Here is a 19,548-nt window from a genome sequence, read left to right as displayed (position 1 = left end):
CACAGTATATGAGCCTTCAGTGCTACATGTGCCTAGTTAGTCAATTAATTCTCCTTGGAAGATCTGTTCACTCTGTAAATAATGCCGAAGAGATGCATATTCAGGTGATGTCCAAAAAGCTTCATCCTTAAGCAGCTCTGCGACATCATCACGCGCCTGCTCCAGAATTTCAAAGTCAGCCGTCATATCTGCCAGCCGAAACTCCGGTAATCCACTCTGCTTTGTCCCAAAAAAATCCCCCGGTCCACGCAGCTCCAAATCCCTTCGGGAAATCTCAAATCCGTCATCCGTATCGGTCATGGCAGTCATTCGCTCACGTCCGATTTCAGATTTTGGATCAGCTACCAACACACAAAAAGAGGCATGCTGCCCTCTTCCTACCCGTCCACGCAGCTGGTGCAGCTGTGACAGGCCAAAACGATCCGCATCCATAATGATCATCAATGTAGCATTAGGAACGTCTACACCAACCTCCACCACCGTAGTGGACACAAGCAGCTGCAGCTCATTGTTATAAAACGCCCGCATCACTTCATCTTTTTCAGCGGGAGTCATTTTCCCATGCAAAAGCCCAACTTTATAGCTAGGGAAAGCTTGGCTCATCTGAATATGCAAATCAATAGCATTCTGCACATCCAGCTTCTCTGACTCTTCAATGAGCGGACAGATCAGATAAGCCTGACGACCCAGATCAATTTCACGCTTAATCAGATTCAGCACACGATCCATGAGATCATGTTTTACCCAATAACTAGTTATAGGAACTCGGCCTTTCGGCCTTTCAGATAAAGTGGATACATCCATATCGCCAAAAACAGAGATCGCAAGTGTACGTGGAATAGGCGTCGCAGTCATCGTCAGTACATCCGGATTATATCCTTTTCGCCGCAATACACCACGCTGATTCACACCAAAACGATGCTGCTCATCAGTTACCACAAGACCCAGATCACGGAAAAATACATCCTCCTGAATCAAAGCATGTGTTCCTACCACGATATCAAGCATCCCCATTTGCAACGAGGCCAATAATTCTTTACGTTTTCGGCCAGTCACACTGCCCGTCAGGAGTCCTACAGTAATCCCAAACGGCTCAAACATCCTGGTAAGTGAACGCATATGCTGTTCTGCTAAAATCTCTGTGGGCACCATTAGTGCGCCCTGAAAACCAGATCTTACCGTAGCAAAAAGCGCCACAGCCGCAAGCACTGTTTTACCCGAGCCAACATCTCCTTGCAGCAGACGATTCATGCAATATGGTGAACGCAGATCATGTAAAATCTCCAGCTCTACACGTTTCTGTGCATCTGTAAGCTCAAAGGGCAGACTGCGAACGAACTGGCGTACCGTCGCGTTATCCACTGTGTGGACTACCCCATCCATCCGCCCGCGGTTCAGAACCCTGAACGCTTGCATCTTCAACTGGAACAGGAATAGTTCCTCATATACCATCCTACGGCGCCCCTGCTGCCCCTCACGAGTGTCCTCAGGCCTATGGATAGTGGCAATGGCCCGTTTACGCGGCATGAAGTCATATTCCCTCATAATAGAATGCGGTAAAATCTCCGGAATCAGATCCCCATACTGCTGAAGTCCCTGATTAATAACCTTCCTGATCCAGGACTGAGTGATCTTACCACCTACCGAATAGACTGGCTGCAGTGTTCCCGTCTTCCCTTCACCACGATCCGGAAATTCATAATCAGTCACTGTAATCTGATTGCGCTTCTGATCCCATTTCCCGGTCAGCACAATTTCCCGTCCCACAGTGAGTTGCTCTCTTACATAATGGCGGTTAAACCAGGTTGCTGTGAACATCCATGGCTCTGCAACCATCTTACAGCTAAGACGTGACTTGCCGCCAAAACGCTGCAGTACAGGGATACCGATTACTTTTGCCTCAACGGTCACTTTATCCCCGTGTTTAGTCTCACTCAGCGAGCGGGGCCGATAATCCTCGTAGCGGAACGGATAATACTCTAATAAATCCTTTACTGTAAAGACGCCAAAGGCGTGAAGCTCGCTTTGCTTTTGAGCACTCACGCCAGTTATGTTTTTTACTTCAATTTGATTTAATGCCAGTGTCATATTTATCCCTCATTTTGCAGGCCAAATGAACACAGCTAATGTACCGTTACCGACATGGCTGCCCACGACAGGGCCGACGTTCGTCAGCACTTTTTCTTCCAAGGTGAAGTGTCCCGCAAGCTCATTCAAGAATTCTTCGCCGGAAGCCGGTTCAGCCGTATGACCCACGGCCACATTGATTTTGTTTACACCCTGCAGATCCCGCTTGAACAGTTCAATCATACGGGCGACAGCCTTCTTACGGCCTCTAACTTTCTCCACCGCATAAATAATTCCTTCTGCATCAATGGACAGGATCGGCTTAATATTCAGAAGTGTCCCCAGAATAGCGGAGGCTTTCCCAATTCTCCCGCCTTTTTGTAAATATTCAAGTGTATCTACTAAGAAGTAAAGCTTACGCGATTGACGTAGGCTTTCTACAGCCTCAAGTATCTCTTCAGGTCCTTTGCCTTCAGCAGACATTCTGGCAGCTTCCACTACCATAAATCCAAAACCATAAGAAGCGGAGAGAGAATCCACAACAGTGATTCCTTCTCCCTCTTCCTCCAGCATCGATTTAGCCAGCAATGCAGATTGATAAGTCCCGCTCAGTCCAGAAGAAATATGAAAGGAAAGGATAGAACAGCCCGGGTTACGCTCCAGAATACTGCGGTACACATTCATATATTCAACCGGTGAGGGTTGAGAAGTAGTCGGCAGCTGTGAGGTACGGGGAAGACGCTCATAGAACTGCTCCGGAGTCATATCCAGATTGTCCCTAAAAGCCTCTTCGCCGAACATTAAGGTCAACGGTACTACCTCAATTCCGTACGTTTCCGCCATTGCTGGCGGGATATCTGAAGTGCTGTCGGTGACGATAATGGTACGATTCATGGATTTTCTCCCCCAAGCTATAATTTTGCCAACTACGCAATAACAAATTTCTACTCCATTGTTAAAGAACCATTAATTCCTACCTATGGCTCTACAGAGAACAGATAATAATACAGGGGTTGGCCACCCTCATGAATCTCAACTTCCACATTCGGATAAGTCTCTTCCAGCCACTCACTCAAAGAATCAGTAGCCTCGGATTCTGTTTCTGCACCAATAAGGATCGTAACGATTTCGTCGCCATTCTCCAGCATATTGGATAACAGCGCCTGACTTGCAGCCAAAAGATCATCTGCAGCAGCAACAATTTTGGAATTAGAAATCCCAATAAATTGGCCCGATTTAATCTCCAGCTCATCAAAGCTTGTATCACGCACAGCGTTCGTTACTTGTCCGGACTTCACATGAGAGATTGCTTCCAGCATATTCTCAGAATTAGTCTCCACTGCATCTTCCTCTTGGAATGCAAAAGCTGCTGCTATTCCCTGCGGAATACTTTTACTTGGAATCACCGTAATCTCACGTTCGCCCTCTAGAAGATCTTTAGCTTGTTGAGCGGCAAGAACAATGTTCGAGTTATTTGGCAAAATATAAACATGCTTCGCAGATATGGAAGAAATCGCGTTCACGAAATCCTCAGTGCTAGGATTCATTGTCTGACCGCCAGCTAGGACTACGTCCACTCCAAGGCTTTTGAAAATGTCAGCAATACCTGCGCCAGATGATACCGCGATGAAGCCGTAAGGCGCCAAATCATCGGCCGGTGGTTCAGCAGGAGACATTTGCACTGCGCTCTTCTCATTCGGCATATCAGCGAATACATCAGGCATTGGTGCAATATCCATGCCCGCAGTCAGCAGGTCACGATGCTGCTCTCGCATATTAAGAATGTGAATCTGCGTGATCTCCCCATAAAGAAGAGCCAAGTTCATCACTTCACCTGGAGCCTTAGAGTGCACATGCACTTTAATCGTCTCATCATCCGAAATAACAATAATGGAGTCGCCATTAACTGACAACGCTTTCCTAAAAGCTTCCTCATCAAAATTGGTTCTCACGTTAACGCCTAACTGGCGATTAATGAAAAACTCCATATCATATAGAAATTCTATATCTTCAGTAGATAGCTGTGACTGCGCAGAAGACTGTACAGAAAACAGTTCACTTTCAGGTTTCGTTAATACGGGTTTAGGCGCTGGTGCAACGGGTGTGTAGGTTTGTCCTTGCACAGATTCAGACAGACCGGTAGTACTTCCATTCGTCAGATGCTGGTGAAACCCTTCATAAATGTAGACCAAACCTTGGCCGCCAGAATCTACAACACCGACTTGCTTCAATACAGGCAATTGCTCAGGCGTATAAGCTAAGGCTTCTTTTGCTTTGGCTAATACCTCTGTCATCAGCTCCACAACGTCAGTAGTACGGCGGGCATAATAAACAGCATGTCTTGCAGCCTCTTTAGCTACAGTAAGAATAGTTCCCTCTACGGGCTTTACAACTGCTTTATACGCAGCGTCCACTCCGGTTTGCAGCGCAGCAGCGAACTGCTGTGTATTAAGCTCATCATGTTGAGCCGCATACCTGCTAAACCCTCTGAATAACTGGGACAAAATAACGCCGGAATTCCCACGAGCTCCCATTAATAAGCCCTTGGAGAGTACACCTGCACATTGGCCCACAGAAGTGGTGTTATTTTTCTTTAATTCATTCGCACCTGCGGTCATCGTCAAATTCATGTTTGTGCCGGTATCTCCATCTGGGACCGGAAAAACATTTAGGGAATTGACGTGTTCTGCATGCTGTTGCAGCTTATCCGCTCCAGCCAATACCATAGCGGTAAAATCTGTTCCGTTTATAGAACGCTTACTCAATTGAGAATTCCCCTTCCTAACTTCATGCCTAATCATTCTATGATTAACAGGACATAATGCACTAATTTACATTGTACTATAAGTATTAAAAGAAATAAATGTTTTTGAATCGGTTGACGTAGCAAAATTTGCTGTGATATTATAGATAAGTATTGTTTATGCAGGTGTTAGGAATAAGGAGGTGTAATCTATGTCCCGCAAATGTGCAGTAACAGGCAAGAAACCGAGCAGCGGCAACCACGTGTCTCACGCTAATAACCGCAACCGTCGTTCTTGGGGAGTTAACGTTCAGAAGGTCCGTATCCTCGTGAACGGTAAACCAAAACGCGTGTACGTCAGCACCCGTGCTTTGAAAGCCGGTAAAGTTGAACGCGTTTAGTCTTTAGCAATTTTAAGACCGAACGATAACTTATATGAAGCAAAAAGCACCCTTTACATTTGTAAGGTGCTTTTTTTCATGTTTTCTTTTCTGTTAGCGGCTTAACTCTTCTGAAATGTGTTCAATATTGCTTTAACAAAACCTCCCAAAAACCTTGGCAGCTTAAACGTGTAAAATTTCATGATTTACCCTCCCATCAATTCATGCCGTACGCAGGAGACTTTCCTCTTGTCAATAACGGAAACGAACTGCAGTCCTCCCTGCCAAAACAAAAAAGGCTACATGAGATTTCTGCTCATGTAACCATATTTATGCACCGAGGACTTGGCCTATACCTCTAGTCTCAATAGCCTATTTTTTTAACGCAGTGCAGATTCGGCTGCTTCTCGAATTCCGCGGATCGCCGCAGCACGATCACTCCGGCCAAAAACTGCATTCCCCGCTACCAAAACATCGGCTCCAGCTGCCACAACTAAGGGTGCTGTCTCTTCCGAGACTCCACCATCTACTTCGATCAATAAATCTGGATTCACTTCATTCGCCCATTCTCGAATTTGAATGATTTTGCGCAAAGTGTTAGGAATGAATGCTTGACCACCAAAGCCTGGATTAACGGTCATCACCAGAATCATATCCACATCCTCCAGCACCTCACGCACCGCTGAAGCCGGAGTACCCGGATTAATTGCTACACTTGCCTTCAGCCCCAGCTCCTTGATCTGATGAACCACACGATGCAAATGAACGCATGCCTCAGCGTGAACGGTGATCACACTTGCACCTGCTGCAGCAAAATCAGGGATATAACGTTCTGGCGACTCAATCATCAAGTGAACATCAAGTGGCAGCTTGGTATGTAACGATACAGCTTTTACAATAGGTGGACCCAATGTGATATTCGGCACAAAATGACCGTCCATTACATCCACATGTATCCAATCTCCACCACTGGCTTCCGCCTCTGCTACTTCTGGACCTAAACGCGCGAAATCCGCCGACAATAAAGATGGTGCTATTCGTATCATGATGTTAGTACCTCCGCTTTTTATCTTTCATTTCATTAAAAAACAGTTTGTAATGATCATAGCGACTATCCGCAATTTTCCCTGCTTTCCAAGCCTCTATTACACGGCAGCCTGGTTCATGCTGATGACTGCAGCCCCGGAACTTACAATCGGATGCATATTGAGCAAATTCACGAAAACAAGTGGACAGCTCTTCTACACCAAGCTCTAAGAAATCAAGCTGACTAAAACCTGGGGTATCTGCAACAAAACCTCCACCACCAATATCCATCAGCTCCACATGACGGGTCGTATGGCGACCACGTCCCAATCGTAAACTGATCTCTCCAGTCTCCAGTTTAAGCCCTGGAACAATACGATTCAATAAGGTGGACTTACCAACCCCCGATTGACCCGCAAATACGCTAATACCACCAGTAAGCCGTTGTCTTAGCTCATCGCTTCCGGCACCAGTAAGTGAACTTGTGACCATCACTTCATATCCGATATCCTCATAAAGTTCTTTAACATAACGAGTAGCTTCACCATCATCATCCGCCAAATCCTGTTTAGTCAGAACAATTAGGGGTTCCAGACCTGAATGCTCAATATGAACTAGAAACTTGTCCAACAGATTCAGGTTCATATCGGGCTCCCGAACGGAGAATAAAAGGACTGCGAGCTTAACATTCGCTACAGGTGGACGAATCAGTTCAGATTCTCTAGGTAGAAGTTCATCCACCATTCCTTCTCCATGCTCAGTAAGAATATAAATAACCCGATCTCCAACTAGCGGAGCGATCCCTTTTTTCTTAAGAATTCCTCGGCCTCTGCATTGAACAGAATGCTCTTCAGTCGCAATTAATCCTTCGCGGAGCGGTTTCACATAATAATAACCGCTTAACGCCTTAACAATTATACCTTCAGGCATACATAGTGAGCCTTCCTCTCCTGATTTTGCGAAAATGACCCAAGTCTGATATCCCCGGGTCATTTCGCTACGCCAACCGTTCAGGTTAAACCCTGTTTAGTTGTTGTTTTTATCTTTAGATTTATCCTTGCCTTTATTGTTGTGCTTATTATTGCCATTATTAGTCGATTCACTATTTATAGAACTATTGTTTACGAACCCTGTCTGATTCACCGCCCCGTTATTCCCTCCGTCATTCTCTGAACCTGAACCTGGCAAGATCTCCGGTTCAATCGTAGGTTCAATTGTAGGCGTAGGTTCAGCAGAAGGTGTTGGAGTTGGCTGTGGTGTTGCTATAACTGGTGGTTCAGGCTCCTGAACGGTTCCGTTCTTAGCATCGATATAAGGAATAACATAAGTATCCAAAAGTACACCGTCACGGGTAACAATAACTGAACCATCTTTATTAGGAGCCAATACTAGATTCACAGATAACACTTGGCTCTTTCCAATGGTACGTGTTCCCCAATCCTGCTTCTCTCCATTATTGCGCGCATCCACGAATTCGATACGAATCTTGCTCTTTTTCCCATCCTGAGCAGGAGCGACTGGCACATTAAAGGTATACTTCAGGGCTTCAGGTGGATAACCTGTACTTAAGTAAATCGTAATCGCTGTTCCAGGTGGAACAGAAGTACCTGTCCCCTTATCAAATGCCCAAGTCTTTGTTACTTTACCTTCTTCAATGCTGAAGCTGGATTCTTGTTTAACTTCTCCAAGAACAAGCTTGGCACCTTCCAGCAGCGCCTTTGCCTCACTCTCCGTCTTACCGATGAGATCTGGCAACAGTACACTTTCTTCTCCTTTACTAACGTAAAGGGTGATTTGAACCGTCTCAGGATCGAATTCTGTATTTAATGCAGGGTCAGATTTTACAATGAGACCTTCATCTGTATTTTCGTCATAGAGAGGTTTATTATCAATCCGGTCCTGGGCTACACCCAGCGCCATCAATGCTTTAACCGCATCATCAAAGCTCTTGTTAACTACATCTGGCATCTTGGGTAGTGGCTTAGCCGTATTCACAGTGAGTATTAGGGACGCTCCTTTTTTCACTTTGGCATCCTTTTCCCTACTTTGCTTAATGACCACATTCTCTTCAAAATTCGGACTGTAGTCATACAGAATAGGATCAGCAACCTCAAGCCCCAAATCCTCAAGCTCAGTTTGTGCTTGTTCTATCTGTTTACCTACTACATAAGGAACGGAAACCTCAGGAACAACTAGCTGTGATTTAACGTACCATACGAGACTGGCCATAGCCAACAGCAACAGCAAGGTTAGCCCAATCCATAATGTGGGTTTTGCCCATTGTTTTTTACCTTTGCTTGAAGGCACCGGTTCATCATCTTCATCACGAACCATCCGTTCCTCACGATGATTACGATTACCATTGCTTCTTTGAATCGGTTTTATCGCCGGGATAACCCGCGTACGATCCTCATCTTCTTCATCGTTGAACAGAATCTTCGCCTCACTGCGGCGCTCCGGCAATAAGCATGTTTCCAAATCCTGCAACATTTCTTTGGCAGAGTCGTACCGCTCCTCCGGATTTTTACGCATTGATCTCAGAATTACATTCTCAACGCTTTGCGGAATGAGTGGATTCAGAAGTTTTGGTTCTTCAAACTCTTCTTGCAGATGTTTTAAAGCTACACTAATCGGACTCTCTCCCAAGAAGGGCAGGCTTCCGGTAAGCATTTGATAAAGTACAATACCTAATGAATACAAGTCAGACTTTTCTCCTGTAGAGACACCTTTGGCATGCTCTGGCGAGAAATAATGTACTGAACCAACCACAGAACCGGTCTGTGTAATGGTTGTTGACGTAACTGCGCGGGCAATCCCAAAGTCGGTTACTTTCACCCGGCCGTTGCGTCCGATCAGGATATTATGTGGTTTTATATCACGATGAATAATTTGATTCTGATGCGCATGATCTAGGGCATCACAGATTTGTGAAGCGATCCGTACGGATTCATCAACCTGCAATGGCGCTCGTTCTTTTATAATTTCATTAAGATTCTGACCCTCAATATACTCCATGACAATGTAATGAATTTCGTCTTCTTGTCCTACATCGTATATGCTGACGACATTCGGATGAGACAAAGATGCGGCAGATTGCGCCTCACGCCTAAAACGGCGAATAAATTCCTCGTCATGCACAAACTGATTGCGCAATACTTTGATGGCGACATTTCGGTTTAAAAGAATGTCATGTGCTCTATAGACGAGCGCCATTCCACCTCCGCCGATCCGTTCGATGACTTGGTAACGGCCGCCCAATTCGTGACCGATCATCAATCCCACTCCTTTGTTTCGGGCACAGCGGCCTCTCCATGATGTTCTAACAAAGCGACGCTAATATTATCGCCACCGCCGGCGAGCAGTGCCAGCTGAAGTAAACGGTCCGCTCTTTCCTCTAACGATATCTCATGTATACCTGCTACTTTGCCTAAATGCTCATTTGTGACAAAGTTGCTTAAACCATCGCTGCATAGAAGCAAAATTTCCCCAGGTAGCAGAGCTATAGGCGCCATATCAACTTCAACCTCAGCATCTGTTCCAAGTGCCCTCGTCAGCACATTACGACGCGGATGATTATCCAATTCCTCCACACTGATCTGACCGTTCTTGAACAGCTCATTGACTAGCGTATGATCCTCGGTTAGTTGAACTGCCGCACTGTCTTTTATTAAATAGGCTCTGCTGTCTCCGATATGGCCAATATATCCGTTTGATCCATTCAAAAGAACAGCAACGACAGTAGTACCCATATTATGATACTTATCGTCACCGGAAGCCTCCCTGAACACAGTGCTGTTAGCTTCCAAAATAGCAGCTGACAACGCATCACGCAGAGCTTCGTCTTGAAGGCCAGACTCTAACCCGTCTAGGTTATTCCTCATTGTCTCCAAAGCGAGCCTGCTTGCGGTTTCACCAGCCTGATGTCCACCCATCCCATCGGCAATAATACCGAGTGTATAACCGTGGCGCGTCGCGCCGATCCAGACCGAATCCTCATTGACAGAGCGCACTCGGCCAATATCGCTGGCATGAACTGTTCTGATCAAATATCCTCACCCCAACTCCATATGTTTGGCACGCAGCTGTCCGCATGCGGCCGCGATATCATGGCCTTGCTCACGGCGAATAGTAACATTCACCCCGTTATCAGCCAAAATACGTTGAAACTCAAAGATATCATTGCGTGAAGTACGTACATATTTTCGCTCAGGCACATGGTTTACCGGAATCAAATTGACGTGGCACAGCATGCTCTTAAGCACCCCAGCCAATTCCTCAGCATGCTCCGGTTGGTCATTTACCCCGCCGATCAAGGCATATTCAAAGCTGACACGTCGTCCCGTCTTAGCTTGATAATAACGCAATGATTCAATTACATCATCAAACGGAAAACGGCGGTTAACAGGCATTAGCTTTGAACGCAAGGCGTCGTTAGGCGCATGAATCGAAATCGCCAGATTAATCTGGGTATCTTCTTCTGCAAATTTATAAATGCTCGGTACAATACCGCTGGTGGAAACAGTAATATGCCGTTGTCCGATATTTAAGCCCTTCTCATGAATCATAAGACGCAGGAATCTCATTGTTGCATCATAGTTCTCAAACGGTTCACCAGTACCCATGATAACAATGCTGCTGACACGTTCGCCGCGCGCATCCAGGATTTGTTGGGAACGTACAACCTGAGCTACAATTTCTCCCGCTGTCAAATCCCGTTTTAATCCACCGAGTGTGGAAGCACAGAAAGTACAGCCGATTCGGCATCCTACTTGGGTTGTTACGCAAACGCTATTGCCATAATTATGTTTCATGATAACTGTTTCGATAGCATGATCGTCATGCAATCCAAACAGGAATTTTACAGTTCCATCTTTAGATTCCATTTTAGTAATTTCAGTTAGTGCTGCAATAGAGAATTGTTCATTCAGCTTCTGGCGAAGCCCTTTGGACAAATTGCTCATTGCTTCGAAGTCATTCACACGTTTTACATACAGCCAATCAAAAATTTGTCCACCACGAAAAGCAGGCTCACCATTATCTTTCGCCCACTGTTGTAACTCTTCTAAAGAAAAATCATATATTAAAGGTTTCATTATTATCTACACCTGTTCTTTCATAAGGATATGCGTATTATTTCTCATTCTTCCTATTTTAACACAAATTTCAGAGACGGTAAAAGAAAACGCCCGCCGTACGGTAGCCCGGCGGGCGGAGGATACTACAATTGTCAGAAAATTTGCTATATTACAAGACTCTCTGGAGCTTAGAAATATAGAACCCGTCGCTCCCATAATGATGGGGCAGCAGTTGAATTCCATCACCCTCAGCCAGCGCGGTACCCTCCAGCCTGTCCCACAATGGTGAAGCAAAGGTCACTGCGGTGAAATCAGGATTCTGCTTCAAAAAGTCAGCTACTACTTCACTATTTTCCGCTTGTTCAGTCGTACAGGTACTATATACCAGAATGCCACCCGGTTTCAACAGTTTAGAGACCGACTGCAGCAACTCCCGCTGCAATGATGCTACACTAGCCACATCTTCCGACTGCTTACGCCATTTGAGGTCTGGCTTACGGCGAATTACGCCGAGTCCAGAGCAAGGTGCGTCGAGAAGAATTCTATCAAAGGATTGATGCTCTAACGTGTGCTCCAGCTCCAGCGCGTCTGCACTGCCTGTAGATACACAATCAAGACCTAAACGTTCTGCTTGATCTGAGATCAATTTCGCTTTATGCAAATGCAGATCATTAGCATAAATCGATCCTTCATCTTTCATGAGCTCGCCCATATGTGCTGTTTTGCCCCCAGGAGCAGCGCAACAGTCAAGCACTCTCATGCCAGGCTCCGGAGCTACCGCTTCAGCTACAAGCATAGAACTCTCATCCTGAACGGAGATATATCCATCACGATACCAGGAGGTGAGTGCCAGGTTTCCGCCGCCTTTCACAACAATGCCATAGGGACTAACATCAGATGCTGAAGCTTGCAGACCTTGTTCAATCATCTGGTTCAGCAGAGCTTCACGACAGATCATCGTTGTATTCACGCGTACACTGACCGCAGGCGGCTCATTGTTTGATGCACAAATAGCTTCCGCCGTGTCGGCACCGTACTCGGTAATCCAACGTTCCACTAACCACAACGGATGTGAATATAATATCGATATCCGCTGCGCTTGACTTAGCCCCTCAGGCAGAACTGGCAGATCACCAGCACGCAATACACTGCGCAGCACGCCGTTAACCATCCCTGAGATTCCCTGGTGGCCTTTTTTCTTCGCTATATTAACAGCCTCATTTACAGCTGCATGGGACGGTATACGATCGAGATACATAATTTGATATAAACTAAACCGCAGTAAATTACGGACCCATGGCTGTAGTTTGGCTATCCCTTTACTAACAAATCCTTCAAGCACATAATCCAGGGTGTTCATCCGCGAAATAGAGCCATAGACAAGTTCTGTGACCAGTCCGGCATCTTCTCTGCTAAGCGTTGCCTTCTGTAGACTGCTGTTGAGCAGCAAATTGCTATAAGCACCTTGCTGCTCAACTTTAACCATTATATCAAGCGCGATTTCCCGGGCAGAAGCAGGGGTAACCTTACCCTTGTTGCCAACTGCTTTAGAGTTATTCCCCTGTCTCTTACCAGCGCTAGGATTTACTGCTGATCGGCCAACACCATTTCCACCGCCGCTCAACCTAACACCGTCCCTGGCTTCATAACAGCACCACGGCTAAAATCGGCCGCACTCATTGCTTTTTTGCCAGCAGGTTGAACCGTTGTCAGCAGCAGACTTCCGTCACCTGTCTTCACTTCGACACCTCGTTCAGTTACAGAAAGCACCGTTCCTGGAGCACTATCACTTGCTTTCTGCGCTTCAGGCAGCTTAGAAGCCCAAGCTTTAAAGGTCTCACCATTCCAGAGCGTAAATGCGCCGGAAAAAGGAACTAATCCACGAATTCGATTATAGTTGTCACGTGAGCTAGCGTTCCAATCCAAGCGTTCATCCTCGCGATTAAGGTTAGGGGCATAAGTTGCCTCACTATCGTCTTGCTGAACAGCTTGAACTTTTCCGCTTACTAAACGTGGCATTTCAGACTTTAACAGATCTCGTCCAGCCAGGCTCAGCTTCTCAAAAAGAGTTCCAGAGGTATCCTCATCCTCAATAGCCACTTCGACACGAGAGATCATGTCACCGGTATCCAGCCCCTCAGCCATATACATCAAAGTAACGCCGGTCACTTTCTCCCCATTGATGATACTGCGCTGAATCGGAGCACCTCCCCGATATTTAGGAAGCAACGAACCGTGTACATTCACACAACCATTCCGCGGTAAGTCCAACACAGCTTTAGGCAAAATTTGACCATAAGCAGCCGTGACGATCAAATCCGGCTCATATGCTGCCAGCTCGGCGACTGCCTCAGGACGACGCATGCGTTCTGGCTGAAGCACAGGTAATCCGAGAGCTAATGCGGCTTCCTTAACTGGTGAAGGAACTAAGATCTTTTTTCTCCCCTGCGGACGATCTGGTTGGGTGATGACAGCTACAACTTCATAGCCTTCATCTACCAGCATTTGCAAGCTTGGCACCGCAAAAGCTGGAGTTCCCATGAATACAATCTTCATATTCCTCACTCCTCAGTCTCGTTAGCAGTCATCTCGTATACTTTTTCAGCGATATCTGTAAATAGAACTCCATTCAAATGGTCAATCTCATGCTGAAAAGCCCGGGCAAGTAAACCACTGCCGGTTATCGTAATCTCTTTTCCCTCACGGTTAAGGCCACGTACAGTTACAGTCTCCGCACGGCGAACATCACCATTCAAGCCAGGAATACTAAGACATCCTTCTGGTCCTAGCTGTTCACCTTCCATGCTGATGATTTCAGGGTTAATCATTTTGATCAATCCATGCTCTTCATCCGCATCCACCACAATTAGACGTTTCAAAATTCCGACTTGGGGTGCCGCCAGCCCTACTCCTTCAGCGTCATACATCGTATGTGCCATATCATCCAGCAATTTTTTAACATTAGGAGTAACTACAGCTACTTCTTTAGCTTTTTTGTGCAATACTTCATCCGGTTCTTTAACGATCAAACGTATAGCCATTACAAAACACCTTCCCGTTCTGAACATTTCTATATTTAAAGTCAATTGATAAAGCTCTTTTTTTACATTGTAACATGATACGGATTTACATCAACATCTGCGGATCCACATCAATGCTGATCTGAAGACCGGTATCCCGCACAGAATCCTCTAACTCTTCAGCCACTTGGCGGACAAGTCCAATCACATCGATGGCGCCGCGCCATTTTATCATACACTGGAATCTATATCTACCCTTTAATCGAGGGATAGGTGATGCCACAGGACCCAACAGATCTAACACATCGCTGGTTAGCTTATCGAGACTTCCATACCACCTTAGCTGTCTGGCCTTTCCCTGAAGATTCAGAGCATAATTCTCTGCCATCCGCAGTAGAAGCGGCAGCTGTTCATGAGACAATGTGACCAGGATGAGTCTGCAATATGGCGGATAATGGAGACCTCTGCGATGCTTCAGCTCTTCACGTACAAAAGAGAGATAGTCATGTCCGCTGGCATGAATAATAGAATAATGCTCTGGCGTATAGGACTGAACGACCACTTCGCCTGGAAGCTGGTGCCGGCCTGCTCTGCCTGCAACTTGTGTAAGCAATTGGAATGTCTTCTCTGCTGCGCGAAAATCGGGCAGGTTCAAAGCTGAATCTGCTGTGATTACACCAACAAGAGTGACATCTGGAAAATCCAGTCCCTTTGCTACCATCTGAGTGCCCAGGAGAACATCCGCTTTTTTGTCTCTAAATTGGTTCAGCAGCTTCTCATGCGAGCCCTTTTCTGTTGTTGTGTCCACATCCATACGAATCACTCGTATGCCTGGGAATAGCTTACCAAGCTCTTCCTCCACCCGCTGTGTACCCGTTCCGAAAAACCGGATATGCTCACTACCACACTCCGGACAAAGCTTAGGTGCTGGTTCAGCATGTCCGCAATAATGACAACGCAAATTGTCACTACGGCTATGATACGTTAGTGAGATATCACATTCTGGACAACCGGCTACGTAACCACAGCTACGACACATGACAAAGGTTGAGAAACCTCTACGGTTAAGCAGCAGCACCGTCTGTTCTCCGCGTTCCAGCCTCTCTTCCAGTGCTGAATGAAGCTTTCGGCTGAACATCGAACGGTTGCCTTCTTTAAGCTCTTCCCGCATGTCTACTACGTTCACCTTTGGAAGTTCATTTCCAAGCGCACGGGTAGGCATCTCCAGCAGTACCGGTGAAAAATGAATATCACTCTGCGATCTTGCAGCATGATAGCTTTCCAGCGAAGGCGTAGCAGAACCTAGAATCACAGCTGCCCCACACTGTTCCGCTCTACGAATAGCAGCATCACGGGCATGATATTTCGGATTCTCCTCCTGTTTATAAGAGGTCTCATGTTCTTCATCCATAATAATCAACCCTAGGTTGGAGAAAGGAGCAAACACGGCCGATCTTGCGCCTACAGCGACTGTGGCCTTTCCTTCACGGATTTTACGCCACTCATCGTATCGCTCACCAACAGACAGCCGGCTATGCATAACCGCGACCCCGCTGCCGAACCGCCCCTTAAACCGCTCCACCATTTGTGGTGTTAAAGCAATCTCTGGCACAAGAACAACAGCCTGTCTGCCCTGATCTAAACAGCGTTTAATACATTGCAAATAGATCTCTGTCTTACCACTACCCGTAACTCCATGAAGCAGAAATACTTCGTGAAGCTGCTCCTCTAAGGTTCGAGAAATTCTTGTATATACGACCTCTTGTTCCGCTGTAAGCGGTAGAGGTGTGGTAGGTTTAAAATCTCGTCCTTGATAAGGATCGCGATAGACTTCAATTTCACTGATCTCGATAAAACCTTTTTCCTCCAAGGCCTTTACAGTACTTGCCGTTACTTGGAGTGCAGACAAAACTTCTTTAAGGGCCATAGGGAGTGTAGCTTCCATATCAACTAAAAAGCTCAGAACTTCCTTCTGGCGTGCGGATTTTTTCGGGAATTTGTTCAATGCCTCACGGGCAGCAGTGACACCTATCGCCAGATCGACTGCCTTGAGCTTTTTCTTACCCATTTTATCCTTAATGGATTGACTCTCTATAAGTACTCCACGCCGCAGCATGAACTTCACCGTCTCAGCAGCCTCAGGAAATGCACGAGTAAGCTGCTTCATGGAAACTTCGCCACTACGTCCAATAAATTCTGTGATTAGTCGTTCCTCATCCCCTGTGTCGGCAAACATTGGGAACAATTCATCCTCTGGAAATGCTGTCTCTTCCTGCACATCTCCAAGTGAAATCAGCCGTTCTGCCTTCCCTTTTAGAGCGGTGGGCAACATCGCCTGCAGTGCTGAAATTCGTCTACATGCATATCTTTTACTCATCCAGTCCGCAAGCTCAACTAATTCAGGAGATAAAGGCGGAAGCAAATCCAACACTTCTTGAATAGGCTTCAGGCTAGGACTCACTAGGGTCTCGCCTGATTCTAAAGATACTACAAAACCTTGGACTGTCCGGTGCCCAAACGGAACGGCTACCCGACTGCCCACTTCAATCCATAACTTCAGGGATTCTGGAATACTATAATCAAATGGCCGGTCAGTGCTGCGTACAGGCACATCCACAATGACCTTGGCGATATCCATTATAATGAAGCTCCAGTAATCCGCTCTGCCACGAGCGTCAGCAAATGACGAGCAACCTCATCCTTCGACAATTGTGGCAATTCAAGCACCAATCCATTCACATCATATATCGAAACGATATTCGTATCCGCTCCAAATCCGGCTCCTGCAGCCGCTACATTGTTAGCAACGATGAGATCGCAGTTTTTGCGGACCAGCTTGTCCTTAGCATAAAATTCCGTATTGCCCGTTTCCGCAGCAAAGCCGACCAAAAACTGCTTGTTTTTGGTCTTACCGAGTGTTTCCAGAATATCCGTTGTCTTCACAAGCTCAAGCGTCATCGTCTCTCCGCTTTTTTTAATCTTGGAAGGCTCACTATGCTTCGGACGGTAATCCGATACAGCAGCCGCCTTGATCATAATGTCGCAGCTGTCCCACAGTGCGGTAACTGCTTCATACATTTCCTGTGCAGATTGAACACGAATGACTGAAATCTCTGGTTCCTGTGGAGGAGCCTCATCTGTACGCGCAGCAATCAACGTTACCTCAGCACCCATTGCACGTGCAGCACGTGCTAGCGCGAAGCCCATTTTACCGGATGAATCATTGGAGATATAACGCACTGGATCAATCCGTTCTACCGTTCCACCCGCTGTGATGACGATTTTTTTACCCGCAAGAGGTTTGGATGCGACGCTAGCTTGGTGTGCAAAAAAATTCTCAACCACACTCACAATAGCCTCTGGCTCTTCTAGCCGACCTTTGCCAACGTATCCACATGCCAGCAGTCCTTCACCAGGCTCAATAAAATGAATGCCTCGGCTAGCGAGAATATTCAAATTATTAAGTACAGCTGGATGCTGATACATATGAACATTCATAGCTGGTGCAACCATAATAGGAGCCGTAGTAGCAAGCAGTGTAGTAGATAACATATCATCGGCGATACCGTGTGCCATTTTGGCAATTATATTTGCGGTTGCGGGTGCTACCAGCACAAGATCCGCAGCATCTGCCAGATCAATATGTGAAATGGAGGATGGATCTCTCTCCTGGAATGTATCGCTATATACTCGTTGCTTCGATAGTGACTGTAGAGTTAATTCTGTAATGAACTGCTTCGCCGAAGCTGTCATAATGACATGAACCTCGGCTCCTTTTTGGACAAGCTTACTGGTCAAGGACGCCGCTTTATAAGCAGCAATTCCTCCTGTGATCCCAAGTAAAATAGTCTTCCCCTTCAAGCTCTTCAACATGATCTCCCCCCTGTTCCCTACTCTTACAACGAATGGCTATCTTTACGACGAGAAAAAAATAACAACCTTCCGGTTGTCATAAAGAGCCCGGTTCTGGGCTTTCATCATAAATTTAAGACCCGTAAATGCTCCATAACCCAAGAAGAAACGGCAGCGCCTCAAAACAAATAGGCGGCATCCGTTTCTACAATAGGTCATTATTACTTATGCTTGAGACTACTCTTCACCGCGGGTTAGAGTAATGCGATCTTCGTAAATTTCCTCAAGAGCAACACCAACAAATTTATGCGATCTAGGATTCTTCACATCTGTCTTGCCACCCTCACGCAATTGTCTAGCACGACGTGCAGCAGCGACAACGAGCGAATACTTACTGTCAACCTTAGTCATCATTTCATCAATGGATGGATATAGCACTGGGACACCTCTTCATAGTTTACTGTTAATACCATTTGACCTTCAGCATAAATTATCTGACTTTACAATGTTCGGCGATAATAATGCTTTCTATTCTCTTACAAGCCAGATCAATCTCATCATTCACAACAGCATAATCATAATGCTGCATTAAGTTGATCTCATCTTCCGCTACAGTCATGCGGTGATCGATCACATCTGGATGCTCAGTACCCCGTCCGCGAATGCGGTCCTTCAACTCGTCCATGGATGGAGGAAGAAGGAACACAAAAATCCCTTCAGGAAATTTCTCTTTGACTTTGAGAGCTCCTTGAACCTCAATTTCGAGAATAATGTCTTTGCCGCTATTGAGAGTTCTCTCTACAAAATCACGGGGAGTACCGTAATAATTACCTACGTACTCCGCGTATTCAAGCAATTGATCGGCTTCGATCATTGTCATAAATTCCTCTTTGCTTTTGAAAAAATAGTTGACGCCATCTTCCTCACCCGCACGCGGACTGCGAGTAGTAGCAGAAACTGAGTAGACAAGTTCGGGCATCTTCGGACGTAGTGCAGTACAAACAGTACCTTTACCCACGCCGGAAGGTCCGGATAATATGATGAGCAATCCTTTTGACATAATACACTCCATTTAGTTGTTATTCGTCGTTGTCGTCATCTTTACTGGATAAGCGATGCGCCACAGTCTCCGGCTGTACAGCCGATAGGATGACATGATCACTATCTGTAATGATTACGGCACGAGTCCGTCGGCCATAGGTGGCGTCGATCAACATATGCCGATCACGTGCCTCCTGGATAATACGTTTGATTGGTGCAGATTCCGGACTGACGATAGAAATAATGCGGTTGGCAGACACAATATTTCCAAAGCCAATGTTAATAAGTTTGATTGCCATGTTCCGGTAGTTCCCCCCATAAAGTTCTATGCTATTACCTATTCC

18 protein-coding genes are annotated in these 19,548 nt (G+C 46.1%); 1 reads left to right on the top strand and 17 read right to left on the bottom strand.

Going from position 1 to position 19,548, the window contains the following annotated elements:
• Positions 1-36: 36 nt before the first annotated feature.
• From recG to NSS82_RS14065, 3 genes are all read right to left on the bottom strand, one after another.
• Positions 37-2,088, bottom strand: a complete 2,052-nt coding sequence (gene recG / locus NSS82_RS14075) for an ATP-dependent DNA helicase RecG (RefSeq protein WP_036686210.1) — start codon at positions 2,086-2,088, stop codon at positions 37-39.
• Between the two features lie 9 nt (positions 2,089-2,097).
• On the bottom strand, positions 2,098-2,961 hold the full coding sequence (locus NSS82_RS14070) for a DegV family protein (RefSeq protein ID WP_036686209.1): 864 nt from the start codon (positions 2,959-2,961) through the stop codon (positions 2,098-2,100).
• 83 nt (positions 2,962-3,044) lie between these two features.
• Positions 3,045-4,832: a DAK2 domain-containing protein gene (locus NSS82_RS14065; protein WP_076273877.1), complete on the bottom strand. Its 1,788-nt coding sequence runs from the start codon at positions 4,830-4,832 to the stop codon at positions 3,045-3,047.
• Positions 4,833-5,022: 190 nt separating this feature from the next.
• Between NSS82_RS14065 and rpmB the strand changes: the two genes are divergently transcribed.
• Entirely contained in the window at positions 5,023-5,211 is a 189-nt protein-coding gene (gene rpmB, locus NSS82_RS14060; protein WP_036686205.1) for a 50S ribosomal protein L28, read from the top strand.
• Between the two features lie 101 nt (positions 5,212-5,312).
• On the opposite strand, the gene spoVM is transcribed toward rpmB, so the two are convergent.
• From spoVM to remA, 14 genes are all read right to left on the bottom strand, one after another.
• Positions 5,313-5,393: a stage V sporulation protein SpoVM gene (spoVM, locus tag NSS82_RS14055; protein ID WP_020431362.1), complete on the bottom strand. Its 81-nt coding sequence runs from the start codon at positions 5,391-5,393 to the stop codon at positions 5,313-5,315.
• 177 nt (positions 5,394-5,570) lie between these two features.
• Positions 5,571-6,236: a ribulose-phosphate 3-epimerase gene (gene rpe, locus NSS82_RS14050; RefSeq protein WP_036686202.1), complete on the bottom strand. Its 666-nt coding sequence runs from the start codon at positions 6,234-6,236 to the stop codon at positions 5,571-5,573.
• 4 nt (positions 6,237-6,240) lie between these two features.
• Positions 6,241-7,146, bottom strand: a complete 906-nt coding sequence (rsgA, locus tag NSS82_RS14045; protein ID WP_036686201.1) for a ribosome small subunit-dependent GTPase A — start codon at positions 7,144-7,146, stop codon at positions 6,241-6,243.
• Positions 7,147-7,242: 96 nt separating this feature from the next.
• A complete protein-coding gene (gene pknB, locus NSS82_RS14040; protein WP_076273878.1) occupies positions 7,243-9,489 on the bottom strand; it encodes a Stk1 family PASTA domain-containing Ser/Thr kinase in 2,247 nt (748 codons plus the stop codon).
• A complete protein-coding gene (locus tag NSS82_RS14035; RefSeq protein WP_076099575.1) occupies positions 9,489-10,262 on the bottom strand; it encodes a Stp1/IreP family PP2C-type Ser/Thr phosphatase in 774 nt (257 codons plus the stop codon). The genes pknB and NSS82_RS14035 overlap by 1 nt, the downstream gene beginning before the upstream one ends.
• A gap of 6 nt (positions 10,263-10,268) precedes the next feature.
• Positions 10,269-11,309: a 23S rRNA (adenine(2503)-C(2))-methyltransferase RlmN gene (gene rlmN, locus NSS82_RS14030; protein ID WP_036686196.1), complete on the bottom strand. Its 1,041-nt coding sequence runs from the start codon at positions 11,307-11,309 to the stop codon at positions 10,269-10,271.
• Between the two features lie 151 nt (positions 11,310-11,460).
• On the bottom strand, positions 11,461-12,915 hold the full coding sequence (gene rsmB, locus NSS82_RS14025; RefSeq protein WP_076273879.1) for a 16S rRNA (cytosine(967)-C(5))-methyltransferase RsmB: 1,455 nt from the start codon (positions 12,913-12,915) through the stop codon (positions 11,461-11,463).
• Entirely contained in the window at positions 12,912-13,847 is a 936-nt protein-coding gene (fmt, locus tag NSS82_RS14020) for a methionyl-tRNA formyltransferase (protein WP_076273880.1), read from the bottom strand. The genes rsmB and fmt overlap by 4 nt, the downstream gene beginning before the upstream one ends.
• A gap of 5 nt (positions 13,848-13,852) precedes the next feature.
• Positions 13,853-14,332 carry a peptide deformylase gene (gene def, locus NSS82_RS14015; protein WP_036686193.1) on the bottom strand — a complete coding sequence of 160 codons (480 nt, stop codon included), beginning with the start codon at positions 14,330-14,332 and terminating at the stop codon, positions 13,853-13,855.
• An 85-nt stretch (positions 14,333-14,417) separates the two neighbouring features.
• Positions 14,418-16,949 carry a primosomal protein N' gene (gene priA, locus NSS82_RS14010; protein WP_036686191.1) on the bottom strand — a complete coding sequence of 844 codons (2,532 nt, stop codon included), beginning with the start codon at positions 16,947-16,949 and terminating at the stop codon, positions 14,418-14,420.
• Entirely contained in the window at positions 16,949-18,184 is a 1,236-nt protein-coding gene (coaBC, locus tag NSS82_RS14005) for a bifunctional phosphopantothenoylcysteine decarboxylase/phosphopantothenate--cysteine ligase CoaBC (RefSeq protein WP_038570318.1), read from the bottom strand. Before coaBC ends, priA begins: the two co-directional genes overlap by 1 nt.
• A gap of 216 nt (positions 18,185-18,400) precedes the next feature.
• Positions 18,401-18,601 carry a DNA-directed RNA polymerase subunit omega gene (gene rpoZ / locus NSS82_RS14000; RefSeq protein WP_036686188.1) on the bottom strand — a complete coding sequence of 67 codons (201 nt, stop codon included), beginning with the start codon at positions 18,599-18,601 and terminating at the stop codon, positions 18,401-18,403.
• A gap of 52 nt (positions 18,602-18,653) precedes the next feature.
• On the bottom strand, positions 18,654-19,223 hold the full coding sequence (gene gmk / locus NSS82_RS13995; RefSeq protein WP_036686186.1) for a guanylate kinase: 570 nt from the start codon (positions 19,221-19,223) through the stop codon (positions 18,654-18,656).
• Between the two features lie 19 nt (positions 19,224-19,242).
• Complete coding sequence (remA, locus tag NSS82_RS13990) at positions 19,243-19,503, bottom strand: extracellular matrix/biofilm regulator RemA (protein WP_006209218.1); 261 nt, start codon at positions 19,501-19,503, stop codon at positions 19,243-19,245.
• Positions 19,504-19,548 lie beyond the last annotated feature (45 nt).

The sequence above is a fragment of the Paenibacillus sp. FSL H7-0735 genome (assembly GCF_038008505.1).
Taxonomy (GTDB): Bacteria; Bacillota; Bacilli; order Paenibacillales; family Paenibacillaceae; genus Paenibacillus_AQ; species Paenibacillus_AQ odorifer.
This window is presented reverse-complemented; position numbering and strand designations above follow the sequence as displayed.